The sequence below is a fragment of the Bradyrhizobium sp. 14AA genome (assembly GCF_054185205.1).
Genome location: NZ_JAVAYM010000003.1, coordinates 359352 through 381341 on the forward strand (window position 1 = coordinate 359352; position 21990 = coordinate 381341).

The window sequence follows — 21990 nt, forward strand, 5'->3', positions numbered from 1 at the left end:
TGTGTGAAAACAGAGTGCCGCTGTTATGATTCTCCCCTGATTCTGAGGGGGAATTGATGAGGCGCTTCGTTGCGGGGACGGATCGTGGGCAACGGGCGCTGCTGCCTGAATGCCTCGATGATTTCATTGACGAGAACAACCCTATTCGCGCGATCGACGAGTTTGTCGATGCGCTTGATCTGGCCGAGATGTGCTTCGGTGGAGTTGCGTCGGCGGCAACTGGCCGGCCGTCGTATCACCCTCGGTTCTCCTGAAGCTTTACATCTACGGCAATCTGAACCCGGGTGCAGTCAAGCCGGCGGCTGGAACGGGAGGCCGGACGCAACATCGACGTGATGTGGCTGCTGGGCCGGCTTGCTCCCGATCACAAGACGATCGCGGACTTCCGCGAAGACAACAGCCTGGGCCTGCGCAAGGTCTGTGCGCGCTTTGTCGAGCTCTGCCGCGGGATGGGCCTTTTCACGATGGCGAGCGTCGCCATCGATGGGAGCAAGTTCAAGGTCGTGAATACCGGGAGGAGGAGAGCGTCGCGCGCTATCTGAGCCAACTTGACACGGCCGACCGACAGGAGACCGTCACTCCCGTCGGAGTACGCCTTCATCGGCTCTCACGATTGTGCAAGATCACCATCGCCTTGATGCATGCCGGTACAGACACAGGTAAATGAGACTTTTGCCGAGCCGGCCTGATGGTTCATGGATAGCGCACTAACTCGCTTTGTGCCAGGATGGTCACAGCCCTGAGTAGCATCCCGCACGAATCTTCGCCGCGCCCGTTTTTTGCCCTTTGGTCGGAGCCATGTGTTGGCCGTTCCGCCCGGCACGGCAATCAACCTAGTCCGAAATTCAGGAGGAGGAGGACCTCAGGCGCTGTTCCACACGCTTCATCGCTGATGCGAGCACCGTGCGTCGGCATCAGGCCTGAAGATGTGTACTACTTCGCGCCCGAGCGTCATCGGTTGCGGCGAGATCGACTCGCGACCGAGACGCTCATAGCGATTCGGCAGCCGGCTCGATGCTCGCCCAGGAAGCCTCCGTCATGCGTAGGAAGTTCATAAGCAGCACGTGGCCTTGTTCCGTGAGTATCGATTCCGGATGAAACTGCACGCCAAATGTTGGTTGGAAACGATGTGCGAGCGCCATGACCTCGCCTTCGTCCGAACGCGCTGTCACCGTAAGATGCGGGGCGCGAGCCTCATCGAGCTCAACAACAAGAGAATGGTAGCGCCCAACGCGAAGTGGGGATGGGAGCTCCTTGAACAGCCCTCGACCATCATGCGTGACATACGAGGACCGACCGTGCATAGGGCGACGTGCACGCGCCACGCCTCCGCCGAAAACGCTCCCGATACATTGGTGTCCGAGGCAAATGCCGAGAAGCGGTACGCGACCTGAAAGCTCGTGAACCACGGCCGTGGATATTCCGGCCTCAAGTGGAGTGCAGGGACCCGGTGAGATGACCACTGCGCGCGGCTTCAAGCCAACAAGGTCCCTGACGCTGATCTCGTCGTTCCGGACCACCTCCGTTGCCTCACCAAGGTTGCGGAAATAGCGGGCAATGTTGAAGACGAAGGAATCGTAGTTGTCGATGATGATAATCAAACTGCACCGGATCGTTCAGCACGAAACGCATCGAAGATGCGCTTCGCCTTGGCGAGCGTCTCCTCGTATTCGGCCTCTGGGTCCGACATCGCCGTGATCCCGCTGCCTGCATGAAAGACAGCCACATCGCCGTCGATCGTTACAGTGCGAATCGCAATGTTCGTGTCCATGTGCCCGTTAAAGCCGATGAAGCCGATCGCCCCGCAATAGAGCTCGCGTGCCACACGCTCGATTTCCGCTATGATTTCCATCGAGCGCACCTTTGGCGCTCCGGTAATGGAGCCGCCGGGAAAGCAAGCGCGAAGTAAGGTAACGGCGTCCTGGTCTTCTGCAAGTTCACCCGTAACGACCGACACGAGGTGGTGCACCGAGGCATAGGATTCGAGGCCGCACAGCGCTGGAACTTCGATCGAACGCGCAGTGCAGACACGTGACAGATCGTTGCGTAGGAGGTCGACGATCATGACGTTCTCGGCGCGGTCCTTTTCAGACGCAACGAGGATTTCACCTCGGCGTTGGTCTTCCTTCCAATCAGCGGAACGCGCGATCGTGCCCTTGATGGGGCGTGTTTCGACCCGACCTCCACCAAGCTTCAGGAAACGCTCCGGCGAGCTCGATGCGACGGTCAGCTTGCCATAGCGCAGGAGCGCCCCAAAGGGTGCGGGGTTCGATGATCGTAGCTGGCTGTAGAAGGTGAGGGGGTCGAAGGAAGTTGGCACCCTGGCGCTGAAGCGTTGCGCAATGTTGGCTTGGAAGACGTCTCCGGCCAGAATCAAGTCGACGACGCGCTTGACCGCCGCAACATAATCCTCGCGGCTGAAGTTCGAATGCCAGGCCCCCACGCTGCAGGAGGATGCATCCCGCGGCGTCTCTGGGTTGGCAAGCAGTGCTGCAAATTCGTCGGCTCGACGGCGTGCACGCTCTGCGCGACGTACAGGATCCTGCTCCGGCCAACCGGTGGAAATGATCCGGCATTTGTTGTGCCGGTGATCGTAGCTCACGACTACGTCATAGAAATGCAGGAGCGATTGGGGCAATCCCTGCCCGGGAATTGCGGGCGTCGGCAAGTGCTCTAACGTCCTGTTTAAATCGTAAGCAAGGAAGCCGGCTGCGCCTCCCTGGAACGGGGGAAGATCGGAGCGATGCTCTTGCGAATAGTTGGCGAGAAGGGCGCGAAGAGCTTCCCACGGGTCGCCTTCAAGAGGCTCTCCGTTCCAACGCGCCTGTCCGTCCGCGACCATAAAGGTACTGAACGGATCGCAGCTCAGATATGAATAGCGGCCGAGCAATTCATGCTTGGCCGCGCTATCGAGAAACGTAAGCTGCGGTCGATGAGCCAGACATCGCATCGCCATGACGGGCTCGATCCACGGCAGCTCGCGGACCTGCACTGGGCTGTCAATCACCGATGACTTGCTGTGAGATGTGTTCAGATTGTGATCCCGAGCCGACCGAGAGCGCTGGTCTGGGACCCGGGGACCCTTGAGGCCGATTGTCAGGTTAGCCCCCGCCAGTCGGCTCGAGGCGCCGAGCAACTTGACCTGTTGCAGCCGTTGAGGCCAAGCGCGCATCCGTTGACACGGTGTAATCGGCCGCAAACCGCAGCTCGCGGAGCGGTCGCACCCGGCTAATCGATTCCTGGTATAGGTCGTGAGCCCTGTAGGCTGTGAGTTCCCTCTCATTGTCGAACTCACCGTAGACCACTACGTCGATATCGTTGCCGAACTGGTCGGTCTTGCGATTGCGACCAACCTCGAGCAGGCGTGCATGTGGGATTGTGGTGAGAACTGACAGGCCTTCGATCATTTCGTCGATCTGGGCCTTATCCTTGGCGGTAAACAAAACGATGTGACGAATCATGATGGACCTGGGGTGATAGGGAAGTAGGCGCATAACTATCTTGGCCTTGAGCGCGCTGCAACATTACCGCAGCGGGTCGCAATCGCCGCAACGGCCTTGCTGCTGGAGCTTCTGCCCGCGGTCAAGCGGGGCGCCATTTGCGGAACGTGGCTGCGGTCCAGGCCCAGCGCAAGCCAGATCCTGCGACGTGAGCCGCCGGCACTCGGGCGGTCATCGTTGCCTCGGTGTCAGGGTGAAACCGCCCTCAAACCCAGCCACACGTCATCGGTCTTGCAGCTTTTCTTGTTGGGATCTCCGTAGACGAAGGTGCCCCGTGAATTCGTCGTTCGTCCATGCGCGTAGCGGTAGTCAACAGCACAATCGGCTCTCCCGGGAGGCATGTGGTGCAACTCACTTCGGCGTTTTGAGGCGGTTGATGGTCGCGGCATGTGAGCGCTCCAGCTTTGTCGAGACGGCGTCGCGATCGGGCCGGCCACGACCTAGGGACACGCTCAAGGCGTCGTCCTCAATAGGCCCGTCACGCGCAGCCTCTCTAGGGGGTGCAGAAGCACCTTTTGGGCGACCGATTTACGATCGGGCTGAGCTGGTCGGATGTCAGCCGATCGTCCCTCTGCGGTAAGGCCGCTATGCCGGACCAATAGTCGATTTCTGCGATGATTTTCTGCGCCAAATAGGGAAACCTCGCGTGATGTACGCGCTGGCAGGAAGGAGATTGGTGAATTTCTTCTAGAACAAAGAGATAAACTTTGCGCTTATCGACGGTGCCCAATCGAAAGGTGCGCAGGTCAAGTTCAAAGCAACGAGTGCAGGCGGGAAATGGATGCCGAAGCGCGACGCGGATTGAGCGACGTCGCGCCCCGCCACGCGTCGCAAGCCTGAGCCCTCCAACGAGCAATGGGAGATGCAGGAATTGGAGACGGACATGTCCAAAGACCATCAAAAGCTTCAGCGCAACACCCTCAAACGGTGTGCCATTTGCGCCGGAAAGTTTGGCCTTATTCGTTACTACTCTTCGCGAACCGCCCTGTGCTCAAAGAGGTGCGTTGAGCATTTCAAGTCCCGTTGCGAAGCGGACAGCAATTGGTTACGGCGATTACCTGCCGCCTGAGCGGTCATCGGCGGCTGAGACGGCGCCCGATCCGGACGACGCCTCCTACTGCGGTCCGGAGTGCCGCACGTTTACTGCGGCGCCGAAAACGTTGACGTCGAACAGCGCGCGACAATCTCGCGAGCTGCGCACCGACCGCAGGGAAGGCGTGGATCTCCATCATGAAGTTTGTATTGGTCAATCACAGGGCCCCGCTCAACAGGGCGGTCTGCACCGCGTGCGCGGAAGTTCTCGGTACCGGATACCTGCGGGACGTGTCGACGCAGAGGCCGTACTGTGGTTACGATTGCTACCTTCGCTACGAAGCCAGGAGCCTGCTGATGCCCTGGCTGAAAATGTCATGTGCCGAAGCGGATGCCTCGAAGCGTCACGCCTCGCCGCTCGAACTCATGACGTCGTTTGCCGCAGCATCCTACTGGTATTCGATCTCACTTGCAGCCTTGCGGGTGGGGGAGCTCATGGCCGTAGAGGTGTCCAACACTGTGCGTGAGGGAACATGGACGTTTGGTTCACCCCCGTGGCGCGGCTACGGAGGTGGCCCCAGCCCACCGCAATGAGGTCCGCTGAGCTTGATGCGTCGATACAGATACCAAGAAGCAGCTCCGTTATTGCAAGCTGGTTTCAGGAATACCCAAAATGGCGGAGCATAGCTTCTGGCGCTTCTCGCGAACGTTGCATCGCGCGATCAATGACCGGCATTTTGAGGACATCGAGGCCCTCCTCGACGAGGAGGTCGACTGGGCGCTCTATGGTCCGATCGACATGTTTCCATTTCTCGGCGCTCGGCATGGCAAGCACGCCGTGCTCGACGTCATCCGGGAGATCTCTGACAATGTCCAGATTCGCCGTTTCGACCGCGAGAGGACTATGCTCGGCGTCGATTCCGCAGCCTCCATGCTGCGCTGTTCCCTGGCGGCGCGCAAATCCGACAAGTCCATCTCGCTGCGCGCGGCGCAGTTCGCTCAGTTCAAGGCCGGCGGCCTCATCAGCATGCGCGTGCTCGTCGACACCTTTGATCTCGTCGAGCAGGCACTTGGCCGGAAAATTCATCTCCCGAAGATGACAAACTGAGATGAGCGGCGCCAGCGGGTCTCTCCCTCTCGTGGGGTCGACGATGGGGTGTGCGCGATGCTTACGCCGGACGCGATCGCGTCTTCAGGGTGATGATGGTGATCGGCGTCAACGTAGACAACTTCGTAAACGGACCGGAAGCCTCTTCCAGTCAGGAGGCGGGAAGGGCGAGGCGCTCAATGGTTTGAATGTGACGCGCGAGCAGGGTGCAGGCTTGATCGACGTTGCGGGCTCGCAGTGCCTGCAGAATCAGCCGGTGATCCTGATTGGACCGCGGTCGCCAGCCGGCACTTCGCGCCATTGCAAACACCAGCCGCGAATTTGCAAGCTGCAGTCCATCGAGACTGGCGAGCAGGCGCGGCATTGCGCAGGGGGCCACCAGCGCGTGGTGAAAGGCGCGGTTGGCCGTTTCAAAATCCTCAATTGTCTCGGCATTATCTCCTTCAATGAGGGCGAGCTCGATCCGTGCCAAGTGAGCCGATGTAAGCTTTGGAGCCGCATTGCGCAATGCGACCACTTCGAGCGCGGCGCGCATCTCGGCGATCTCCTTCATCGACTTGGTGTCGAGAGGAGCAACCCGCACACCGCGACGGGGCCGAGCTACGACAAGGTGTTGGGCTTCCAACTGCCGAAAGGCCTCGCGGACCGGAACGTGACTGGAATGGAACTGCCGCGCGACATGATCCTGCCGGAGTGGAGCGTCTGGCTGCAGCGCGCCGCTGATAATGCGCGCACCGATCGAGCCAGCGATGCGGCCGGCAACCGTCGTGTTCTCGTCCATCACCATAGATTATCTACCAGAAAAACGAATGCGCTCACTTAGGACATCCTCTAGCATTGGTCGAGGGTAGTTATCATAGATAATCGCTCGCTTTATCTATGACTGATGGTGAATGGGGACGTGGCTCTTATGGTTGCTGCTGTGGATGTGAAGCGAAGCGACGGAGCCAACAGCCCGCAGCTCCGCGGAGACTGGACGCGCGCCGAGGTTGAAGTACTCTATAGCCTGCCGTTTGCCGAGTTGATGTTTCAGGCGCAGAGCGTTCATCGGGCCAACTTCAATCCAAACCACGTCGAAACCGCAAGCCTGCTCAGCATCAAGACCGGCGGCTGTCCGGAGGACTGCGGCTACTGCTCGCAGAGCGCGCATTACGATACCGGGCTGAAAGCCACCCGCCTGATGAATCGCGCCGATGTGGTCGCGACCGCGCAACGAGCCAGGAACGCCGGAGCGACCCGCTTCTGCATGGCCGCGGCCTGGCGCAGTCCAAAAGACCGCGATCTTGATCAGGTCTGCGACATGGTCAGTGCGGTCAAGGGTCTCGGCATGGAGACCTGCGTCACGCTCGGTATGCTGACGCTGAAGCAGGCTGCGCGGCTCTCAGAGGCCGGTCTCGACTTCTACAACCACAACGTCGATACCTCGGCGCAGTTCTACGGCAAGATCGTCACCACGCGCACCTTACAGGATCGGATCGCCACACTTGCATATGTGCGCGAGGCGGGCATCAAGGTCTGCTGCGGCGGCATTATCGGCATGGGCGAGCTCGTCGAGGATCGCCTCGCCATGCTCGTCCTGCTTGCCAACCTACCCCGTCATCCGGAAAGCGTTCCGATCAACCTGTGGAACGAGGTCAAGGGCGTGCCGGTGAATGACACCGCAGAGCGCCCCGATCCCATCGCGCTGGCGCGTCTGGTCGCCACGACCCGCATCATGATGCCCAAGAGCGTGGTGCGGTTGTCCGCTGGACGTCAATATATGAGCGACGAACTGCAGGCGCTGTGCTTCCTGGCGGGCGCAAATTCGATCTTCATCGGCGACGTGCTGTTGACCACCAAAAACCCGAAAGCCGACCGCGACACGAATTTGCTGGCCCGGCTCGGCATCACGTCCCGACTTACTGAACACAGCAGCGCGCATGCTGCGCGCCAATTCCATCGAAGGTGACCAATGCAGATTACGGTGATGAAGGGCAAAATCCACAGCGCCTCCGTGACTGAAGCCGATCTGCATTATGAAGGCTCGATTTCGATTGACCACGCGTTGTTGGACGCTGCGGGGTTTTTGATCAACGAACGCGTCGAAATCTACAACATCGACACCGGAGCGCGCTTTGCCACCTATGTGATCGAGGCGCCCCGGGGGTCCGGCATAATAGGGCTGAATGGTGCGGCCGCGCGACTTGCGATGCCTGGAGATAAGGTCATCATTGTTGCGTATGCGACCCTTGAGGAGGCGGAAGCGAAATCGTTCAGGCCGCGCGTCGTGCTGGTCGACCGAGAAAACCGCATCCGGTCAGGTTGAAAACCAAAAGATCGGTCTTGGCGCCATTGTCCTTGGCGGCCAATGGAAGTTCCGTGCGACGATCCTAACAGCGAAGAATGAACTCAATCCATATGCCTAAAGTTGTCGACTATGCCGCGGCCTTGCATGCGCTGAAAGAAGACGATCGGCTGCGCAGCCTCAAGCCGCGCGCAGGTGTCGATTTCGTATCGAACGACTATCTCGCGCTTGCGAGCGCGCCGCGTATGAAAAAGGCAGTGTTGGCGGCGCTCGAGGCTGACACACCGATCGGAGCGGGGGGGTCGCGGCTTCTGCGCGGCAATTGCGAGGAGCACGAACGTCTCGAAGCGGAAGCGGCACAGTTCTTTGGAGCCGAGACGGCGCTCTTCTTCAGCGGCGGGTATGTCGCAAATTTTGCTGTTTTGACAACGTTGCCGCAGCGCGGCGATCTACTCATTTTGGATGCTCTCGTGCACGCGAGCATCCACGAAGGCGCGCGGGCCGGCCGGGCCGACTTTCGCATAAGCGCCCATAACGAGCCTCAGTCGGTCGAAAACACAATCCGCGACTGGCGCGCCCAGGGCGGAATGGGCCGGGTCTGGATCGTGGTTGAAAGTCTCTACAGCATGGATGGCGACTTCGCGCCGCTCGAAGACCTCGTCGCTATCGCGGACCGGCACGACGGGTTCCTGATGGTCGATGAAGCCCATGCCACAGGCGTCTACGGGGAGCTGGGACGAGGACTCGCCGCCTCCTATGAGGGGCGAGGAAATCTGTTCGTCGTTCATACCTGCGGCAAGGCGCTGGGCGCTGCAGGCGCGCTCGTCACGGCCTCAACGGCCATGCGCGACTTCATGGTCAATCGCTGCCGCCCGTTTATCTTTGCCACTGCGCCTTCACCATTGATGGCCGTTGCCGTGCGGGAGGCCCTGTTCATCCTGCAGCAGGAACCCGAGCGGCAGCGACGTCTGGCCAAGCTTGTCGCCTTCACGCATCGGGAGATCGGCGTGCGCGGCGGGCAAATTCCTTCGGCCTCGCAGATCGTGCCCTATATCGTTGGCGACAACGCGCGGGCGATGCGGCTCGCATCGCGATTGCAGGCTCGCGGTTTCGATATCCGCGGAATCCGGCCGCCAACCGTTCCCGCGGGCACGGCCCGTTTGCGAATTTCGCTGACACTCAACGTCGGGGAGGATGACGTGCGTGCAATGCTCGATGCGCTGTTCGAGGAGACGAGAGGTGAAGCCCGATGAGCCAGCAGATCGTCGTGACAGGCACTGATACCGGGATCGGAAAGACGGTCTTTTCCGCGGGCCTCGCGAATCTCCTCGGCGCGAACTATTGGAAGCCGATTCAGGCCGGCCTCGAGGGAGAGACCGATACTGAGGTCGTTACGCGGCTGGGCAGCATCTCAGCCGATCGCATCGTGCCGGAGGTTTACCGCCTTCGGACGCCGGCTTCTCCGCACTATTCCGCCGAAATCGACGGAGTTCGCATCGACGCGGATTCGCTGCATGTGCCGCAGACCGGCGAGCGACCGCTCGTGATCGAGGGTGCCGGCGGGCTAATGGTACCACTGAACGGCAGCACACTTTATATTGACATCTTCGAGCGTTGGCGGCTCCCCGTCCTGCTTTGCGCCAGCACGCGACTAGGCACGATCAATCACTCGCTGCTCTCGATCGAGGCTCTGCGAAAGCGCCAGATTCATATTCTTGGGATAGCATTCATTGGCGAAAGAAATGCAGAAACGCAGAGTGCAATTCGCGAGATGGGTCGGGTGCGTTGGTTGGGGCGATTGCCCTGGCTTTCGCCTCTCACACCAGAGACGCTGCAGGACGCGTTCAAGAGCTCGTTCCGTGCCGACGATTTCAAGCCATGATGCCAATCAACATGACCTCAACCTAAGAAGTCGCCGATCTGGCATCGGTTCACGCAGTCCCGGATGACAGCTTGGCTCCAAAAAAAGCTGGTTTGAGCCTCGGCTCATGGTCATAGACCCTGCAAATGTTGAAGCTCGTCGCGTCCCCTTCAATCCGCCGCTCGAAGCAAGATACATGTCGGTTGACGGCTGCTTCGCGGGCAACTGCCTCGTTCTGAACACGGGCGAGCATGGCGCTCTCCTTGCGAATATTCCGCCAACGCTGGATGAGTTCTTTTTGGTCTTCACTTCAGCGGCAAGGCCGGTTTTCCGACAGTGCAAGAGAGCATGGGTTCGGGGCAGCAAGATGAATGTCGATTATCAGCGCTAGCTTCGCAAGGCATATGTAGGAAGCAAGTAGAGGAGCAACAATGCGCCGCTTCTACGACGACCAGATCAACGCCTTGATGGTGGAAGCGATGAATGAGCACGGTTTGCGAGAGCGATCGAGTGTGCGTTGGCGAGCGCGAGCGCCCGGGCTGTTTCCTCTCATTGCAAACACACCAAGGCCCGCGTCCAAGGCCTCATTCCGTGCTGATGATTTCAAGCCATGACGCCAAAGAAGAGGTCGGCGATCTGGCATCCGTTCACGCAACACGCGCTTCAGGGCGAGATGACAAAGGTTCTGCGTGGCGACGGTGCTTATCTCTACACCGCGGATGGCCGCCGTATCATCGATGCAATCTCATCCTGGTGGGTCGTGACCCACGGTCATTGCCAACCGCACATTGTCAGTGCGATTCAGAAACAGGCGGGCAAGCTCAACCAGATCATCTTTGCCGGCTATACCCACGATCCGGCTGAGGAGGTTGCGGCGCTACTCTTGAAGCTCTCCCCCCGTGGGCTCGACCATGTCTTCTTCTCCGACAGCGGCTCCACCAGCGTGGAAGTCGCCTTGAAAATGGCGATCGGCTATTGGAATAATATCGGCGAGCCGCGGACACGCATTGTCGTGATGCAACATTCCTATCACGGCGATACAATTGGGGCGATGTCGGTGGGGGCCCGGGGCGTGTTCAATGACGCATACGGGCCCTTGCTGTTCGACGTTACCGCAATTCCGTTCCCTGCGGAAGGCCGTGAGCAGGCAACCCTCGATGCGCTCGCCTCCGCATGCCGAAACGAAAGTCCCGCAGCCTTTATTGTGGAGCCTTTGGTCTTGGGGGCGGGTGGGATGCTGATGTACCCCGCTTGGGTGCTAAGACAAATGAAGCGGATCTGCGAGGCCTCTGACGTCCTGTTCATTGCCGACGAGGTCATGACGGGCTGGGGCCGTACCGGAACGCTATTCGCCTGCGAGCAGGCCAATATCACGCCAGATATCGCCTGCTATTCGAAAGGCCTCACCGGAGGGGCGCTCCCACTGGCAGTGACGCTCTGCCGCGCGGATATATTCGATGCGCATTACTCAAAAGATCGCACGCGTACGTTCTTTCATTCGAGTTCATATACAGCGAATCCGGTGGCCTGCGCCGCCGCAAAAGCGAATCTGGATCTGTGGCAGGATCCGGAATCTCGCCGGCGCGTCGCGTCTGTCGCCACAATGCAAGCGCATGCAATCGAGCCATTCCGCGCCGACCCGCGCTTTGCAAACGTCCGTCGGACCGGCACCATCACAGCGCTCGATCTGAAAACGAGCGATCCGGGGTATCTGGCAAACATCGGTCCGAAGCTTCAGGCCTTCTTCGAGGGCCGAAATCTCCTGCTGCGACCACTCGGCAACACGATCTACGTGATGCCACCTTATTGCGTCACGGCGGTAGATCTTGATCAGATCTACGCCGCTATCAGGGATGCTGCCGATGCGCTGGCTTGAAAGTGCGGCTCGAGCCCGAGCTAACGGAACCCAGCTGCTGCCGTAAGATGAATATGCTGGCCGAACTGAACCCGCCGGTAGCTTTGGCAAAGCATCCGAGCCACTGTCGCAGATATGCCCGATGCCGGGCCCGGCGCAAACTCGCCAGACGTGGGAAGAGCGGTACCGCGCTGTCGCGGTGGCGGCCGGCGCGATGCAAAGTTGCTCCGCCGAAATGTGGTGACTGGACAGCTTCCGCTTCTGATGATTGCGTAATCATGAGACGTTTCTATCTGCCCGCCGCTGCCTTTGGAAATGTGCCTCTCCGTTTCGCTTCCACCATTGACAGTCTTCCCTCAGCTTCCGTAGGTAGCCCCGAGTCCGGGGATGCGGGCAGTGGAGCGATCGGGATCTTGGATGAGCCACATTTCAGAGCTGCCTGTTGAACATGTCACGATTCCAGTTCTGCAGCGATGCAAGGAGGAGGGGCGCCGTATCGTCATGACCACCGCTTACGACGCGGTTACGGCGCGCATCGCCGATCCCATCGTCGATGTCATCCTCATCGGGGACAGTGTTGGCAACGTCTGCCTCGGATTTGACAACACGCTGCCGGTCAGTATGGCCATGATGAACCATCACCTGGATGCTGTTGCGCGCACGAGAGCGCGTGCCTTGCTCGTTGCCGATATGCCCTTTCTCAGTTTTCACCTCAGCATTGAGGAGACGATACGCAACGCCGGGGGCTTTCTGCAGCGAGGCGCGGCAGCGGTTAAGCTCGAAGGCGGAGCGAAGCGCATCGAAATGGTCCATGCCCTGGTCGATTGCGAAATTCCTGTGATGGGGCATCTGGGCCTCACTCCGCAGAGCGTCAATGTCATGGGTGGTTTCAAGGTGCAGGGCCGGAAGGCCGACGACGCTCTGCGCCTGCTCGACGACGCCCACCGTCTGCAAGAGGCCGGATGCTTCGCTCTGGTCCTGGAGGGCGTCCCGGCGGAGCTCGCCGCGCGCGCGACGGAATTCCTGACGATACCGACCATTGGAATTGGCGCGGGTCCCAGCTGCTCGGGCCAGGTGCTCGTATTCCATGATGTCCTGGGATTGACTGAAGGTCATCGGCCTAAATTCGTTCGCGCCTATGCAGAGGGTTTTCAGCTGTTGCAGGAGGCGCTGTCGCGCTGGGCCGCAGATGTCCGCAGCGGTGCGTTCCCAGGACCGCAGGAATCCTACGGGCTACCCCAAGGTCTTGGCGAAACGATCGCAAACTGGGCTCCCACCTAACCTGATGTGCAGCAAAGCAATGCAGACAATCACGACAGTCGCCGAACTTCGTCGCGCTCTTTCAAACGCCCGCAGGGCCGGTAAACGCGTCGGATTCGTTCCGACCATGGGCTATCTGCACGACGGCCATCTGGCGCTGGTCGAGGCAAGCCGGACGCAATCTGACGTCACCGTTCTCAGCATCTTCGTGAATCCCACTCAATTCGGACCGAACGAGGATCTCAGCACCTATCCGCGTGATTTCACGCGCGATGAGAGGCTGTGCCGCGATGCCGATGTTGCCATCGTCTTTGCGCCGGATGCCAGCGAAGTCTATCCGGCTCAATTTGAGACCCTTGTCGAGCCGGGCGACCTGGCAAAACCACTCTGCGGAGCGTTCAGGCCGGGGCACTTTCGCGGTGTCGCGACGGTCGTCTGCAAACTGTTCAACATGGTGCAGCCGGATGTCGCGTTTTTCGGGCAGAAGGATTTTCAGCAATGCGCGGTCGTCCGTCACATGGCACTTGATCTCGATCTTCCGATCGCGATCGTTACCGTGCCGACGGTCCGGGAAGCGGATGGGCTCGCGATGAGCAGTCGCAACCGCTACCTCCGCGAGGAAGAACGTCGGCGGGCTCGTGCCATCAGCCGTGGACTGTTCGCCGCAGCGGACAAGTTTCGCTCAGGAGAACGCGACGTCGAAAAGCTGCTTGCAATCGCCAAAGGGCATTTGAATGAGATCGATCGGCTACAATACCTTGAGCTTGTCGACCATGACACGCTCAAGGCCGCCGAAAGTCCGCTACGCCGCCCGGCGGCACTATGCGCCGCAGCCTACGTAGGCTCGACGCGGCTGATCGACAATGTGATACTGGCGTGACCGACTTCCTGCCGCCAGCAGAGCGGATTAGGTGCGGTGAAATCCGTCGGTAATTTCGCGCGAGCGCGGAATTTAAGCGCCGGGTCGAGATAAATTGCATTAATCAGCATCCAGATTGTCCTTACCATGCGGGGTTAGGCGCAGCCCCGTTTACGAGCCGACGTTTGGCGGGCCGACAATAGTGACGTGGTCAAATCCCTCTCAATTCCGGTGACGCGGCATAGGAGCAGGACATGGCAAGCATTTTTACCGGTTCCGCATGGGCGCGTATGCCGAGACATTGTTTCAGCGCAGCAAGCGCGAGAAGCAGCAAATGATTTGGCTGCAGTACAACTTGATGCGACTCGGGGGTGAAGTCGTGCGATCCGAGCGCTGGTCTATCGCGACGGAGCAGCCAGTTCGGCATGAACAGGGCGCGGCCAAAATCGCCCGTAGAGGTGAGACGACCCTCGACGACCTCAAACAAATCGGCCGCGAAGCGTTTCCCGAAGCGCCGACCATGTGGCGGCAGGCGTGAACGACAGCAAGATGTCGTTCTCTGAACATCCTGGTGAGCTGTCCACTGGGCCAAACCCCAACGTCTTCATGCTCTCCGACACAAGCCGATCATGCAGAGAGTTGTAACGCGACCGGCTGTGTCGTGCCCGTGCTGCTGGAAGAAAAGTGTGCCTATAAACGCGAATTCAGAATTCCGAAATCAATCTAAATTAGCAAGCCACTCATCGACGAGTAGAGCAGGGCAGCTCCAGTTCTGCTCGATACTGAATAATCGCTCGTCAGATCCGCGACAACCAGCACCCTACGGGGCGCATAAAACTCATCACGGGGTACAATGACCGGCGTAGCGAGCAGACTTATCGGGCGGTTGAGGAGTTGGCGGGGCTTCCGCATTGGGTTGCGCGGCCAAATGGCACTGCTCGGGATTTCGGGAGTTGTTGTCACCGGTGCACTCTGCGCTGCCGCCCTGAACTACGCGAGCCTGGTCCAGAGCGAGGCGAATGACAGCAGTAAGTTCAAAGCTCATGTCGCATCGTTGTCACAAAGCTTCCTGGAGTCACGACAAATTACGAGCGACTTCCTGCGCAAACCCGGCGAAATGTCGATCACGAAGTATGCGAAGAGCCATGAGGAGCAGCTCGCAGACCTGAGCCGGGTCGAAGCATTTGTGTCGGCTCTGCCCGACGACGACCCACGGAAGGAAGCGACCGCGTTGCGATCTGTGATCAGTCTCTACGCGACCCGCTTTCAAAACGTCGTCTCAGCGCAGCGCAATCTCGGCTTCAACGAAGATGATGGGTTCCAGGGCAAGCTGCGCAAGGCCGTGGACGCCGTCGAGCAACGTCTAGCCGACCTGAACCAGCCGCGCCTCACGATCTTGATGCTGACGATGCGCCGGCACGAGAAAGACTTCATTCTCCGTGGCGAAGACAAAGATGGCGATCAACTGGCCGACCGGGAGGCGGAATTCGAGACCGCGCTTGCGCAGGCGAGCCTACCCGCGGAAATAAAATCCCAGCTCCTCGAACTGATCCGCGCATATAAGTCGAGCTTTATGTCGTTCATGGTAACGCAGCAGGCGCGGAGCGATCAGGCCGACGATCTCGGACAAATCTACGACCGCATCAGCCCGGCGCTCGCAAAGATCATGGCCGCCGCTGACATGCACTCGCGGGCTGCGGAAATGCAAGCAGAACAAATCCAGCGGAAGCTGATTTGGCTGATTGGGCTTGCAACGCTGCTCGTTGGCCTGCTCGCGTTGCTGTTCGGCCGGCGCGTCGCGAAGACAGTCGCTTCGATGACAGCGGCCATGCGCCAGCTCGGCGACGGCCGGTTCGAAGTCGTTCTGCCAGGCCTTGGCCGTAAGGATGAACTTGGCGAGATGGCCGAAGCGGTCGAACTGTTCAAGCTGAAAGCGCGCGAGAGGGCGCAAGCCGAAATCGATGCAAAGGCTGAACAGGATCGTACCGCCGCCGAGCAGCGGAAGGCCGATATCGCTCGGCTCGCCGCCGAATTCGAAACCGCTGTGGGCAAGGTTATCGATACGGTCTCCTCTGCCTCCTCAAACCTTGAAGCCTCCGCCCGCAGCCTTACCTGCACGGCTGATCACAGCCGGCAACTCTCGGTCGAAGTCGCCAGCTCGTCGGAGCAAGCATCTGGCAATGTTCAGCTTGTCGCGACAGCGACGGACGAAATGGCGGCAACGATCGCCAACATCGGCCGGCAGGTCGAAGAGGCCGCCGATATCGCACGCGAGGCGGTTCGCAGGGCCGAACTCAGCGACCGGCGCATGGTCGGTCTGGCTGCTGCGGCGGAGCGGATCGGCAGCGTGATCCAGCTGATCGCCACGATTGCGCGGCAGACCAATTTGCTCGCGCTGAACGCGACGATTGAAGCGGCGCGCGCCGGCGATTTCGGCAGAGGTTTCGCGGTTGTCGCTGATGAAGTGAAGTCTCTCGCAACGCAAACGGCGCACGCGACCGTCGAGATCAGCGAGCACATTCACGGCATTCAAACGGCAACGACTGACTCGGTCAGCGCAATTGCCGACATCGGCGTCATTATCGGCCGCATCTCGGAGATCGCCATGACCGTGGTCAACTCCATCGCAGAGCAGGGGGCAACGAGCAAGAACATCGCGTCCAATTTGCAGGAAGCTGCAGCCGGAACCAGCCAGGTGGCGGCGAGCGCCATTCAAGTGACCAACGGCGCAAAGGAGACAGGAGGGGCGTCGATGCAGGTGCTGATGTCTGCCGAGCTGTTGTCTGGGGAAAGCGCGCGGCTGAGGCGCGAGCTCGGCAGTTTCCTCGGGAGGGTCCAGGCGGCTTAAGCTGGCACCTCAACGTCACGAGCGGCCGGAGCCGGAACATCGAGGCGTTTTCGAAGATTGCGCCAGTTTGCTTAAGGCAAGGGAGCGGGCGAAAGCGTCTTCACGTGCGCGACCAAAGGCCTCGCACGTCCTGTCCTTCGAACAACGGCCTGCACAGGAGTTAACCCGTAACTCCTCTCATCGCCGACCATGTTCCATGTTCGATCGCTCCTGCTCCAGAGCTTCCATACCGTTTCGATGCAGCCAAAGAAGCGCCCTTGCGAGCTGACGAAGATCGTTTCGGCTCGTACCCACGGGCAGTCGTCGTGCGCGACGAAGAGCATCCGCAGCTTGCTTCTCCAATCGCGACAATTCCCGCTCTGTCATCGTCACTTAACCAATCTACACTCACTCATACCGCACTCGCTGAGTTGGCCCAGCGGCACTCATGCGCGGACTCGGACAGACAGCAGTCGCAGATCTCAAGCATGCCGGCAGAGCAATCTGTGTCCGCGCCATGTTTGCAGGCTAGGGTACGTTGACGAGTGGCATGGGCGCGGTCGGTCCCGGCACGAAACCATCCTGGTGTCGGCCATGTACCGCGAGCACAATTGCAAAGGTCACAAAGAGAATGAGGAATCCACGCATGGAAAAATCGTAGCCCGGTAGCAGTATCAGATTTATGAAACACCTCGCACTCCGGGGTGCTTGATCGGCGTGCAAACCCCGTGACCTCTAAATCAGACGAGCATATCGGGCCGCAGAGACAGACCGGCTTAGGTGCGTCCTTCTGGATTCTCAAACGCCCTCTTGTTGCAAGACTGCGCGCGGTCGCCTCAGCGCGCTGGAAAAAAGCATGTCTTCCTGACAACAGCAGGAATAGTGCACAGGATTCGAATAATCATTGATGCGTTCGTCAGTCAAACCGCGAGGGCGGCCGTGGGGCTCATGGTCTTCGCCGCAACGGAAAGCGATGTATGCCCAATCACGACTTCGTCTCGGGTAGCCTCCTGGCACTGACCGCGGCCGGCGTTGCGTTGCTCTGCTCGAGCCTGCTTGCCTTGGTCTTGATCTAAAGCCAGTGGGCCGGCTTTGGTTTCGTGTCTTGCACATGCGGCGTCGTATCGTGTTCAAAGCCGAGCGCATGACCGTTTGATCAAAGAACTTGCTGCTATCCGGAAACTGCAGCGTCATCGAATATGGCTCGTAACCATTGAGCGACGACGCTGCTGATTGATTGCCGATAAGGGAGGTGAAGCATGCGCTATTCTCGTCGGCCGGCGCCGCGATATTAATGCAGATCGCCGCCGTACGCAGGTCCGATAGGGCTCGGCGCCCCAGTCGAAGGAGACTGTGGTCCCGACCGTCCATTCATTCGCGACGGCGATGATCTTTTCAATGAGTGGTTGGCGAACGGTCACGGTGTTAGAGGCCCGACGCAAACAGTTATGCTTCGTGCGGCCCAGACGCTGTCGCGCCGAACAATTGAGAACATGGCTACGTGGCCCGCCGGAGGCAGGTTGAGCGCATTGATTTGGTCGACGGTTGCTGTTCTCGGAGGATGGAGCCCTTTGGCGCCGTTCACGGCGTTGCCTGAGATCCCTAGCTTGGACATTCCGCTGCTTGAGGGACCCGATTAGGGGGGCCCGCTTCACTATTCCAGGCTGCTTAGTCCCTGCGGGCCAGCAGCACGCTTCATTGAGTCTTGAGCATTATCGTGCCCCACTCAAATTTGGTCCTTGTGGCTGTGGAAAGCATACTCAACCATCGCAGCTGAGCTTGGTTCTGATTCTCCCACGCGGGACTTTTCCTTCCGCCGATTAACCTCCGACATGTAGGGTGAGGTGCCGCGATGGACGACCTTATGGCCGTTGCCCGAATGGACGCAGGTGCGTCAAAAGAGCGGCCTTGATCCGCTTGGCCTGCAGGCGGCAAGTGTACGCCTTTATCAAGCTCTGCTTCCTGGGATCAGCAACGTGACGTCCCTGGTTGTCAGTATCGCCTGCAAATCGCCGGGTTGTCTGTGCTGAACGCCTCGTCGGCAAGCCAGCCGCCTCAATTCCGGCAAAACCGGCCCCTGTCAACAAGATGTACTTGATGGCCTATTTCTACCAAAGCGAGCATCGTTTAGAATAGGCCAATGATTAGCGGTGGGTGCGATCGGGAAATCTGCTTAACCGGGGAAGCTGTTTCTAACGACGGGAAACAGCGTGGCGATTAGCTAGGCGCGAAGCGCAAGCGCAGGCCATTTCCAACGGTCACTGTCTTGGGTGGGAGTGGAATGGATATTGAGATTTTCGAAACGAAGGAATTCTTGAAGGCGTTGCGATCAATGAAGATCGCCGGCGGCCGCAAGAGCAAGGCGGCCGACCAGGTGCTGGCAATGCGCAGTAGCGTGGGATTGTTTGATGATCCGTTCCAAAGTCTTCGCAAGACCAAACACGGCGAGAGCCGCATTAGCGGATGTGTGAAATACGATCTGTCCGATTTCTGCAGGCTGATCACCGTCACGGGCAACGGTTGCGTATTTCTCCTGTTTGTTGGCGATCACGACGAGGCTGACGACTGGCTCGACAAGCACCGCGGTCTTACCATCGGCGCCGTTTCGGGGCAATCGCTCGGCAGGACCAAGATTTCCGACACTGACAGCGGCGTGATCATCAACAACCAGCCCGACAACTGGTCTGGCGAGTTAATCGATAGATTGCCGGAGGACCTGTCCGAACGACTATTTGGCGACTGTCCGTTCCGCGAGATCAAGCCAATAAGACAGGTCCGAGCGGGCAGTCCAGACGATCTTATACGGCGCGCTGTGGAGCACATTACAGACGAAAATCTTCGCGGGACTCTTTTTGACGTACTTGTGCTTCTGAATGGGGGCGCGATCGAAGAGGCGGAGAACCGCGCTCTACTCCATCTTGGGGCTTTCAAGCCCATCGCCGAGCTGTCCGCCGAGGAAGTGCTCGAACTGGACTTGGGGGACGGGACGAGAAAGGTCCAGCTCGGTTCGGCGGAATACAGCCAGTGGGTATCGCGCTTCATGGAGGCCAGCCATCCGTTCGACTGGTTCCTGTTCATGCATCCAGAGCAGGAGCGACACGTCGCCGCCGATTATACCGGTCCTGCCAAGCTGTCCGGGGTGACCGGGTCGGGAAAGACCAGTATCGCGGTCAAGAGAGCCGTCCGTCTTGCACGCGAATATTCCGCCGACAGAATCCTCGTCCTTAGCTTGAATCGGGCTTTATGTGAGTTTATCTCAGAAATCGTAGATCATGCCTGCGGATTGGATGCAGCTTTAAGGGGGCGGATAGAAGTCAATTCGCTGTTCTCCGTCTGCCAGACCCTGCTGCGGGAGTTCGAGCCACAGAATTCGAGGATCTATAGCGATGTGACTTGGGGCCTGGAGGAGCACAAGGACGAGGTCTATCGGGAGTTCTATCGCTGCCTGAGCAACGTGAGGGACGCAGAGGTGCTGCTTCCGATGCACCGGTTGCTTACCTCGCAATCAATCGACGCGGAAAAGTATATATCCGAAGAGTTCGATTGGATCAGAAGCGCACTCCCGCGCGAGAACCGAAGTGAGTACACAACGATTTTACGGCAAGGTCGTGGTTACAAAATCTCGGAAAATCACCGGCCCGCGATACTCCAGGGGCTGGCCGGCTGGGAGCGAAAGATGGCGGCAGTCGGCGTCATTGACTACATGGGCGTCGTCACTGCGGTCGCGAGACACATCGATGAAATCGCTCCGCGATACAGGTCCATTATCGTCGATGAAGCGCAAGATTTCGGCAGCGTCGAGCTTTCGATTATTCGAAAGCTCGTCGCTCCGGACAAGAACGATCTCTTTTTCTGCGGGGATGCAGCGCAGCACATCCTACCTAAACATCAATCATTTGAGGCAGCCGGCATCGACGTCAAAGGGAGATCATCTCGGATCGTCCGGAACTACCGCAACAGCCGAGAAATACTGAAGCTCGCTCATCAGGTTCTCACCCAGAACTTATCAGAATCGCATTTTGAACAGGGGGAGCTGGAGATTTCGGACCCCGAACTTTCCTACAGGTCGGCCTCTGAACCCTTATTGCTTGAAGCCGAAAATCTCAGCATGGAAATTGCTGCAGCAATAAAGCTGCTGGATGCAAACGATGAAATTGCGCAGCGCCGTGGGGCCAGCCACTCAGGTTGTATAGCCATCGTAGGCTACTCCGGTTTCGAGGTGCAACAATATGGAAGCGAAATCGGCATTCCAGTTCTCGACGGAGCCTCGAAGTTTCTTCACGGTTCCCGGTTTCTTTCAGACCTGGAACAGACAAAGGGCTACGAATTCGATACGATGGTAATCGTCAACTGCGCGCGCGGGCAGCTCCCGCCTAGTGGAGCTCCGGAGCAGGAGGTCTTTCGCAACGCGAGCGAATTCTACGTCGCCATGACGCGTGCAAAGAACCAATTAATCCTTTCTTTTTCTGGAACCGTCTGCAAGTGGCTCGCGACGCTTTCAATGGAAGTCTCTCGATGGTCTGACGTTGTCGACACCGACAATCTGCCACAGCTCGGCGTTCCGGGCTTTCTCCAGGAATTTCCTGACGCCGAAAATCTGGACCTAAGCGCACTGACCGGAAGCGAGTTCGTCTTTACTCCGTACGCGCGTGGGTTCGAAGTCGATCTTCTGGAAAAACTCGAGGAGCTGGTCGACGGCAGAGGCTTGATCCAAGCCGGCACGCAGCGCAGGCTTAAGTGGAGGAATATTGGCAATCTGCGCGACGACCTTCAATCCGGCGCCGCGGGAGTGATCTGGGGACCGGTCGCCCGGAGCGTTATCCAGGATCGATTGACGGAGGCGGCTTTGGGGCTGAGACCCAGCATCCGTTCCAAACCTGCGCGCAGAAAATCTTCATTTGCACCTCAAATAAAAACGTCGAACGAACCTTTCGAGAAGCACCTCTCCGGCCGAGACGGCGCATCGAGCGACGGTCTGGAAGATCTTGGCCTCACGACGCGGCAGATGATGATCTTGCATTCTATGCACATCAAAACCCTGCAAGAGTTCCTGCTTGCCAGCGACGCGTCTCTCGAGAAGCATCTGACCAAGACCGTAATCGCAGCGCTCAAGGATCGTGCTCGCAGGCTGGAGAGCCGGGAATCCGCCGGAATCTCAGATGAAATCGATCTCTCGGCGAGTTTTCCAAGGCATATTGTGGCGGTACTCCGGAGGATGGGCGTAAAGCAAATTGATGATTTCAGCCAATTTTCAAAGAACGATCTGTGGTCTCAAACCCAACTGCGTAGCGGTGACGTTCAGGCAATCCTTACATTTTGCCGCAGTCACGGGGTGGAGTTGAATGATCTTTGATCGCTATCTCGCGTCGCGCGATTTGAACCAAAATTGGTCGCATGGGAAAAA

The 21990-nt window shown here is 58.9% G+C and carries 15 protein-coding genes and 1 pseudogene; 12 read left to right on the forward strand and 4 right to left on the reverse strand.

The window, feature by feature from the left end; all coding sequences use genetic code 11:
• Nucleotides 1-56 precede the first annotated feature (56 nt).
• Nucleotides 57-571, forward strand: a pseudogene (locus tag RAD15_RS09480) (transposase); the annotation flags it as partial.
• A gap of 418 nt (nucleotides 572-989) precedes the next feature.
• Here the strand turns inward: RAD15_RS09480 and RAD15_RS09485 are convergent.
• The 3 genes from RAD15_RS09485 to RAD15_RS09495 all read right to left on the reverse strand — a co-directional run bounded on the left by RAD15_RS09485 (nucleotide 990) and on the right by RAD15_RS09495 (nucleotide 3461).
• On the reverse strand, nucleotides 990-1601 hold the full coding sequence (locus RAD15_RS09485) for an anthranilate synthase component II (protein ID WP_458176591.1): 612 nt from the start codon (nucleotides 1599-1601) through the stop codon (nucleotides 990-992).
• On the reverse strand, nucleotides 1598-2992 hold the full coding sequence (gene pabB / locus RAD15_RS09490) for an aminodeoxychorismate synthase component I (RefSeq protein ID WP_458176786.1): 1395 nt from the start codon (nucleotides 2990-2992) through the stop codon (nucleotides 1598-1600). The genes RAD15_RS09485 and pabB overlap by 4 nt, the downstream gene beginning before the upstream one ends.
• 109 nt (nucleotides 2993-3101) lie before the next feature.
• Nucleotides 3102-3461, reverse strand: a complete 360-nt coding sequence (locus RAD15_RS09495; RefSeq protein ID WP_458176593.1) for a Dabb family protein — start codon at nucleotides 3459-3461, stop codon at nucleotides 3102-3104.
• A 1744-nt stretch (nucleotides 3462-5205) separates the two neighbouring features.
• On the opposite strand from RAD15_RS09495, the gene RAD15_RS09500 reads away from it, so the two are divergent.
• Nucleotides 5206-5640, forward strand: coding sequence for a nuclear transport factor 2 family protein (locus RAD15_RS09500; protein WP_234685218.1), 435 nt, complete (start codon nucleotides 5206-5208; stop codon nucleotides 5638-5640).
• A 151-nt stretch (nucleotides 5641-5791) separates the two neighbouring features.
• On the opposite strand, the gene RAD15_RS09505 is transcribed toward RAD15_RS09500, so the two are convergent.
• The gene (locus RAD15_RS09505; protein ID WP_458176595.1) at nucleotides 5792-6427 is read right to left on the reverse strand and encodes a GntR family transcriptional regulator; all 636 of its coding nucleotides are present in this window, start codon (nucleotides 6425-6427) and stop codon (nucleotides 5792-5794) included.
• Nucleotides 6428-6550: 123 nt separating this feature from the next.
• Here RAD15_RS09505 and bioB point away from each other — a divergent pair, with 123 nt between their 5' ends.
• From bioB to RAD15_RS09555, 10 genes are all read left to right on the forward strand, one after another.
• On the forward strand, nucleotides 6551-7588 hold the full coding sequence (gene bioB, locus RAD15_RS09510) for a biotin synthase BioB (RefSeq protein WP_458176597.1): 1038 nt from the start codon (nucleotides 6551-6553) through the stop codon (nucleotides 7586-7588).
• Nucleotides 7589-7591: 3 nt separating this feature from the next.
• On the forward strand, nucleotides 7592-7945 hold the full coding sequence (panD, locus tag RAD15_RS09515; protein ID WP_458176599.1) for an aspartate 1-decarboxylase: 354 nt from the start codon (nucleotides 7592-7594) through the stop codon (nucleotides 7943-7945).
• A gap of 77 nt (nucleotides 7946-8022) precedes the next feature.
• Nucleotides 8023-9177 carry an 8-amino-7-oxononanoate synthase gene (locus RAD15_RS09520; RefSeq protein WP_458176601.1) on the forward strand — a complete coding sequence of 385 codons (1155 nt, stop codon included), beginning with the start codon at nucleotides 8023-8025 and terminating at the stop codon, nucleotides 9175-9177.
• Entirely contained in the window at nucleotides 9174-9806 is a 633-nt protein-coding gene (gene bioD, locus RAD15_RS09525) for a dethiobiotin synthase (protein ID WP_458176603.1), read from the forward strand. The genes RAD15_RS09520 and bioD overlap by 4 nt, the downstream gene beginning before the upstream one ends.
• A gap of 589 nt (nucleotides 9807-10395) precedes the next feature.
• Nucleotides 10396-11661 carry an adenosylmethionine--8-amino-7-oxononanoate transaminase gene (locus RAD15_RS09530; protein ID WP_458176605.1) on the forward strand — a complete coding sequence of 422 codons (1266 nt, stop codon included), beginning with the start codon at nucleotides 10396-10398 and terminating at the stop codon, nucleotides 11659-11661.
• A gap of 396 nt (nucleotides 11662-12057) precedes the next feature.
• On the forward strand, nucleotides 12058-12921 hold the full coding sequence (panB, locus tag RAD15_RS09535) for a 3-methyl-2-oxobutanoate hydroxymethyltransferase (RefSeq protein WP_458176607.1): 864 nt from the start codon (nucleotides 12058-12060) through the stop codon (nucleotides 12919-12921).
• Nucleotides 12922-12940: 19 nt separating this feature from the next.
• Nucleotides 12941-13780: a pantoate--beta-alanine ligase gene (gene panC / locus RAD15_RS09540; protein WP_458176609.1), complete on the forward strand. Its 840-nt coding sequence runs from the start codon at nucleotides 12941-12943 to the stop codon at nucleotides 13778-13780.
• Nucleotides 13781-14039: 259 nt separating this feature from the next.
• Nucleotides 14040-14297, forward strand: coding sequence for a hypothetical protein (locus tag RAD15_RS09545; RefSeq protein WP_458176611.1), 258 nt, complete (start codon nucleotides 14040-14042; stop codon nucleotides 14295-14297).
• A gap of 390 nt (nucleotides 14298-14687) precedes the next feature.
• Nucleotides 14688-16607 (forward strand): methyl-accepting chemotaxis protein, encoded by a 1920-nt coding sequence (locus RAD15_RS09550; protein ID WP_458176613.1) that lies wholly within the window; start codon nucleotides 14688-14690, stop codon nucleotides 16605-16607.
• A 2260-nt stretch (nucleotides 16608-18867) separates the two neighbouring features.
• A complete protein-coding gene (locus RAD15_RS09555) occupies nucleotides 18868-21939 on the forward strand; it encodes a UvrD-helicase domain-containing protein (RefSeq protein ID WP_458176615.1) in 3072 nt (1023 codons plus the stop codon).
• The last annotated feature ends 51 nt before the right edge of the window (nucleotides 21940-21990 follow it).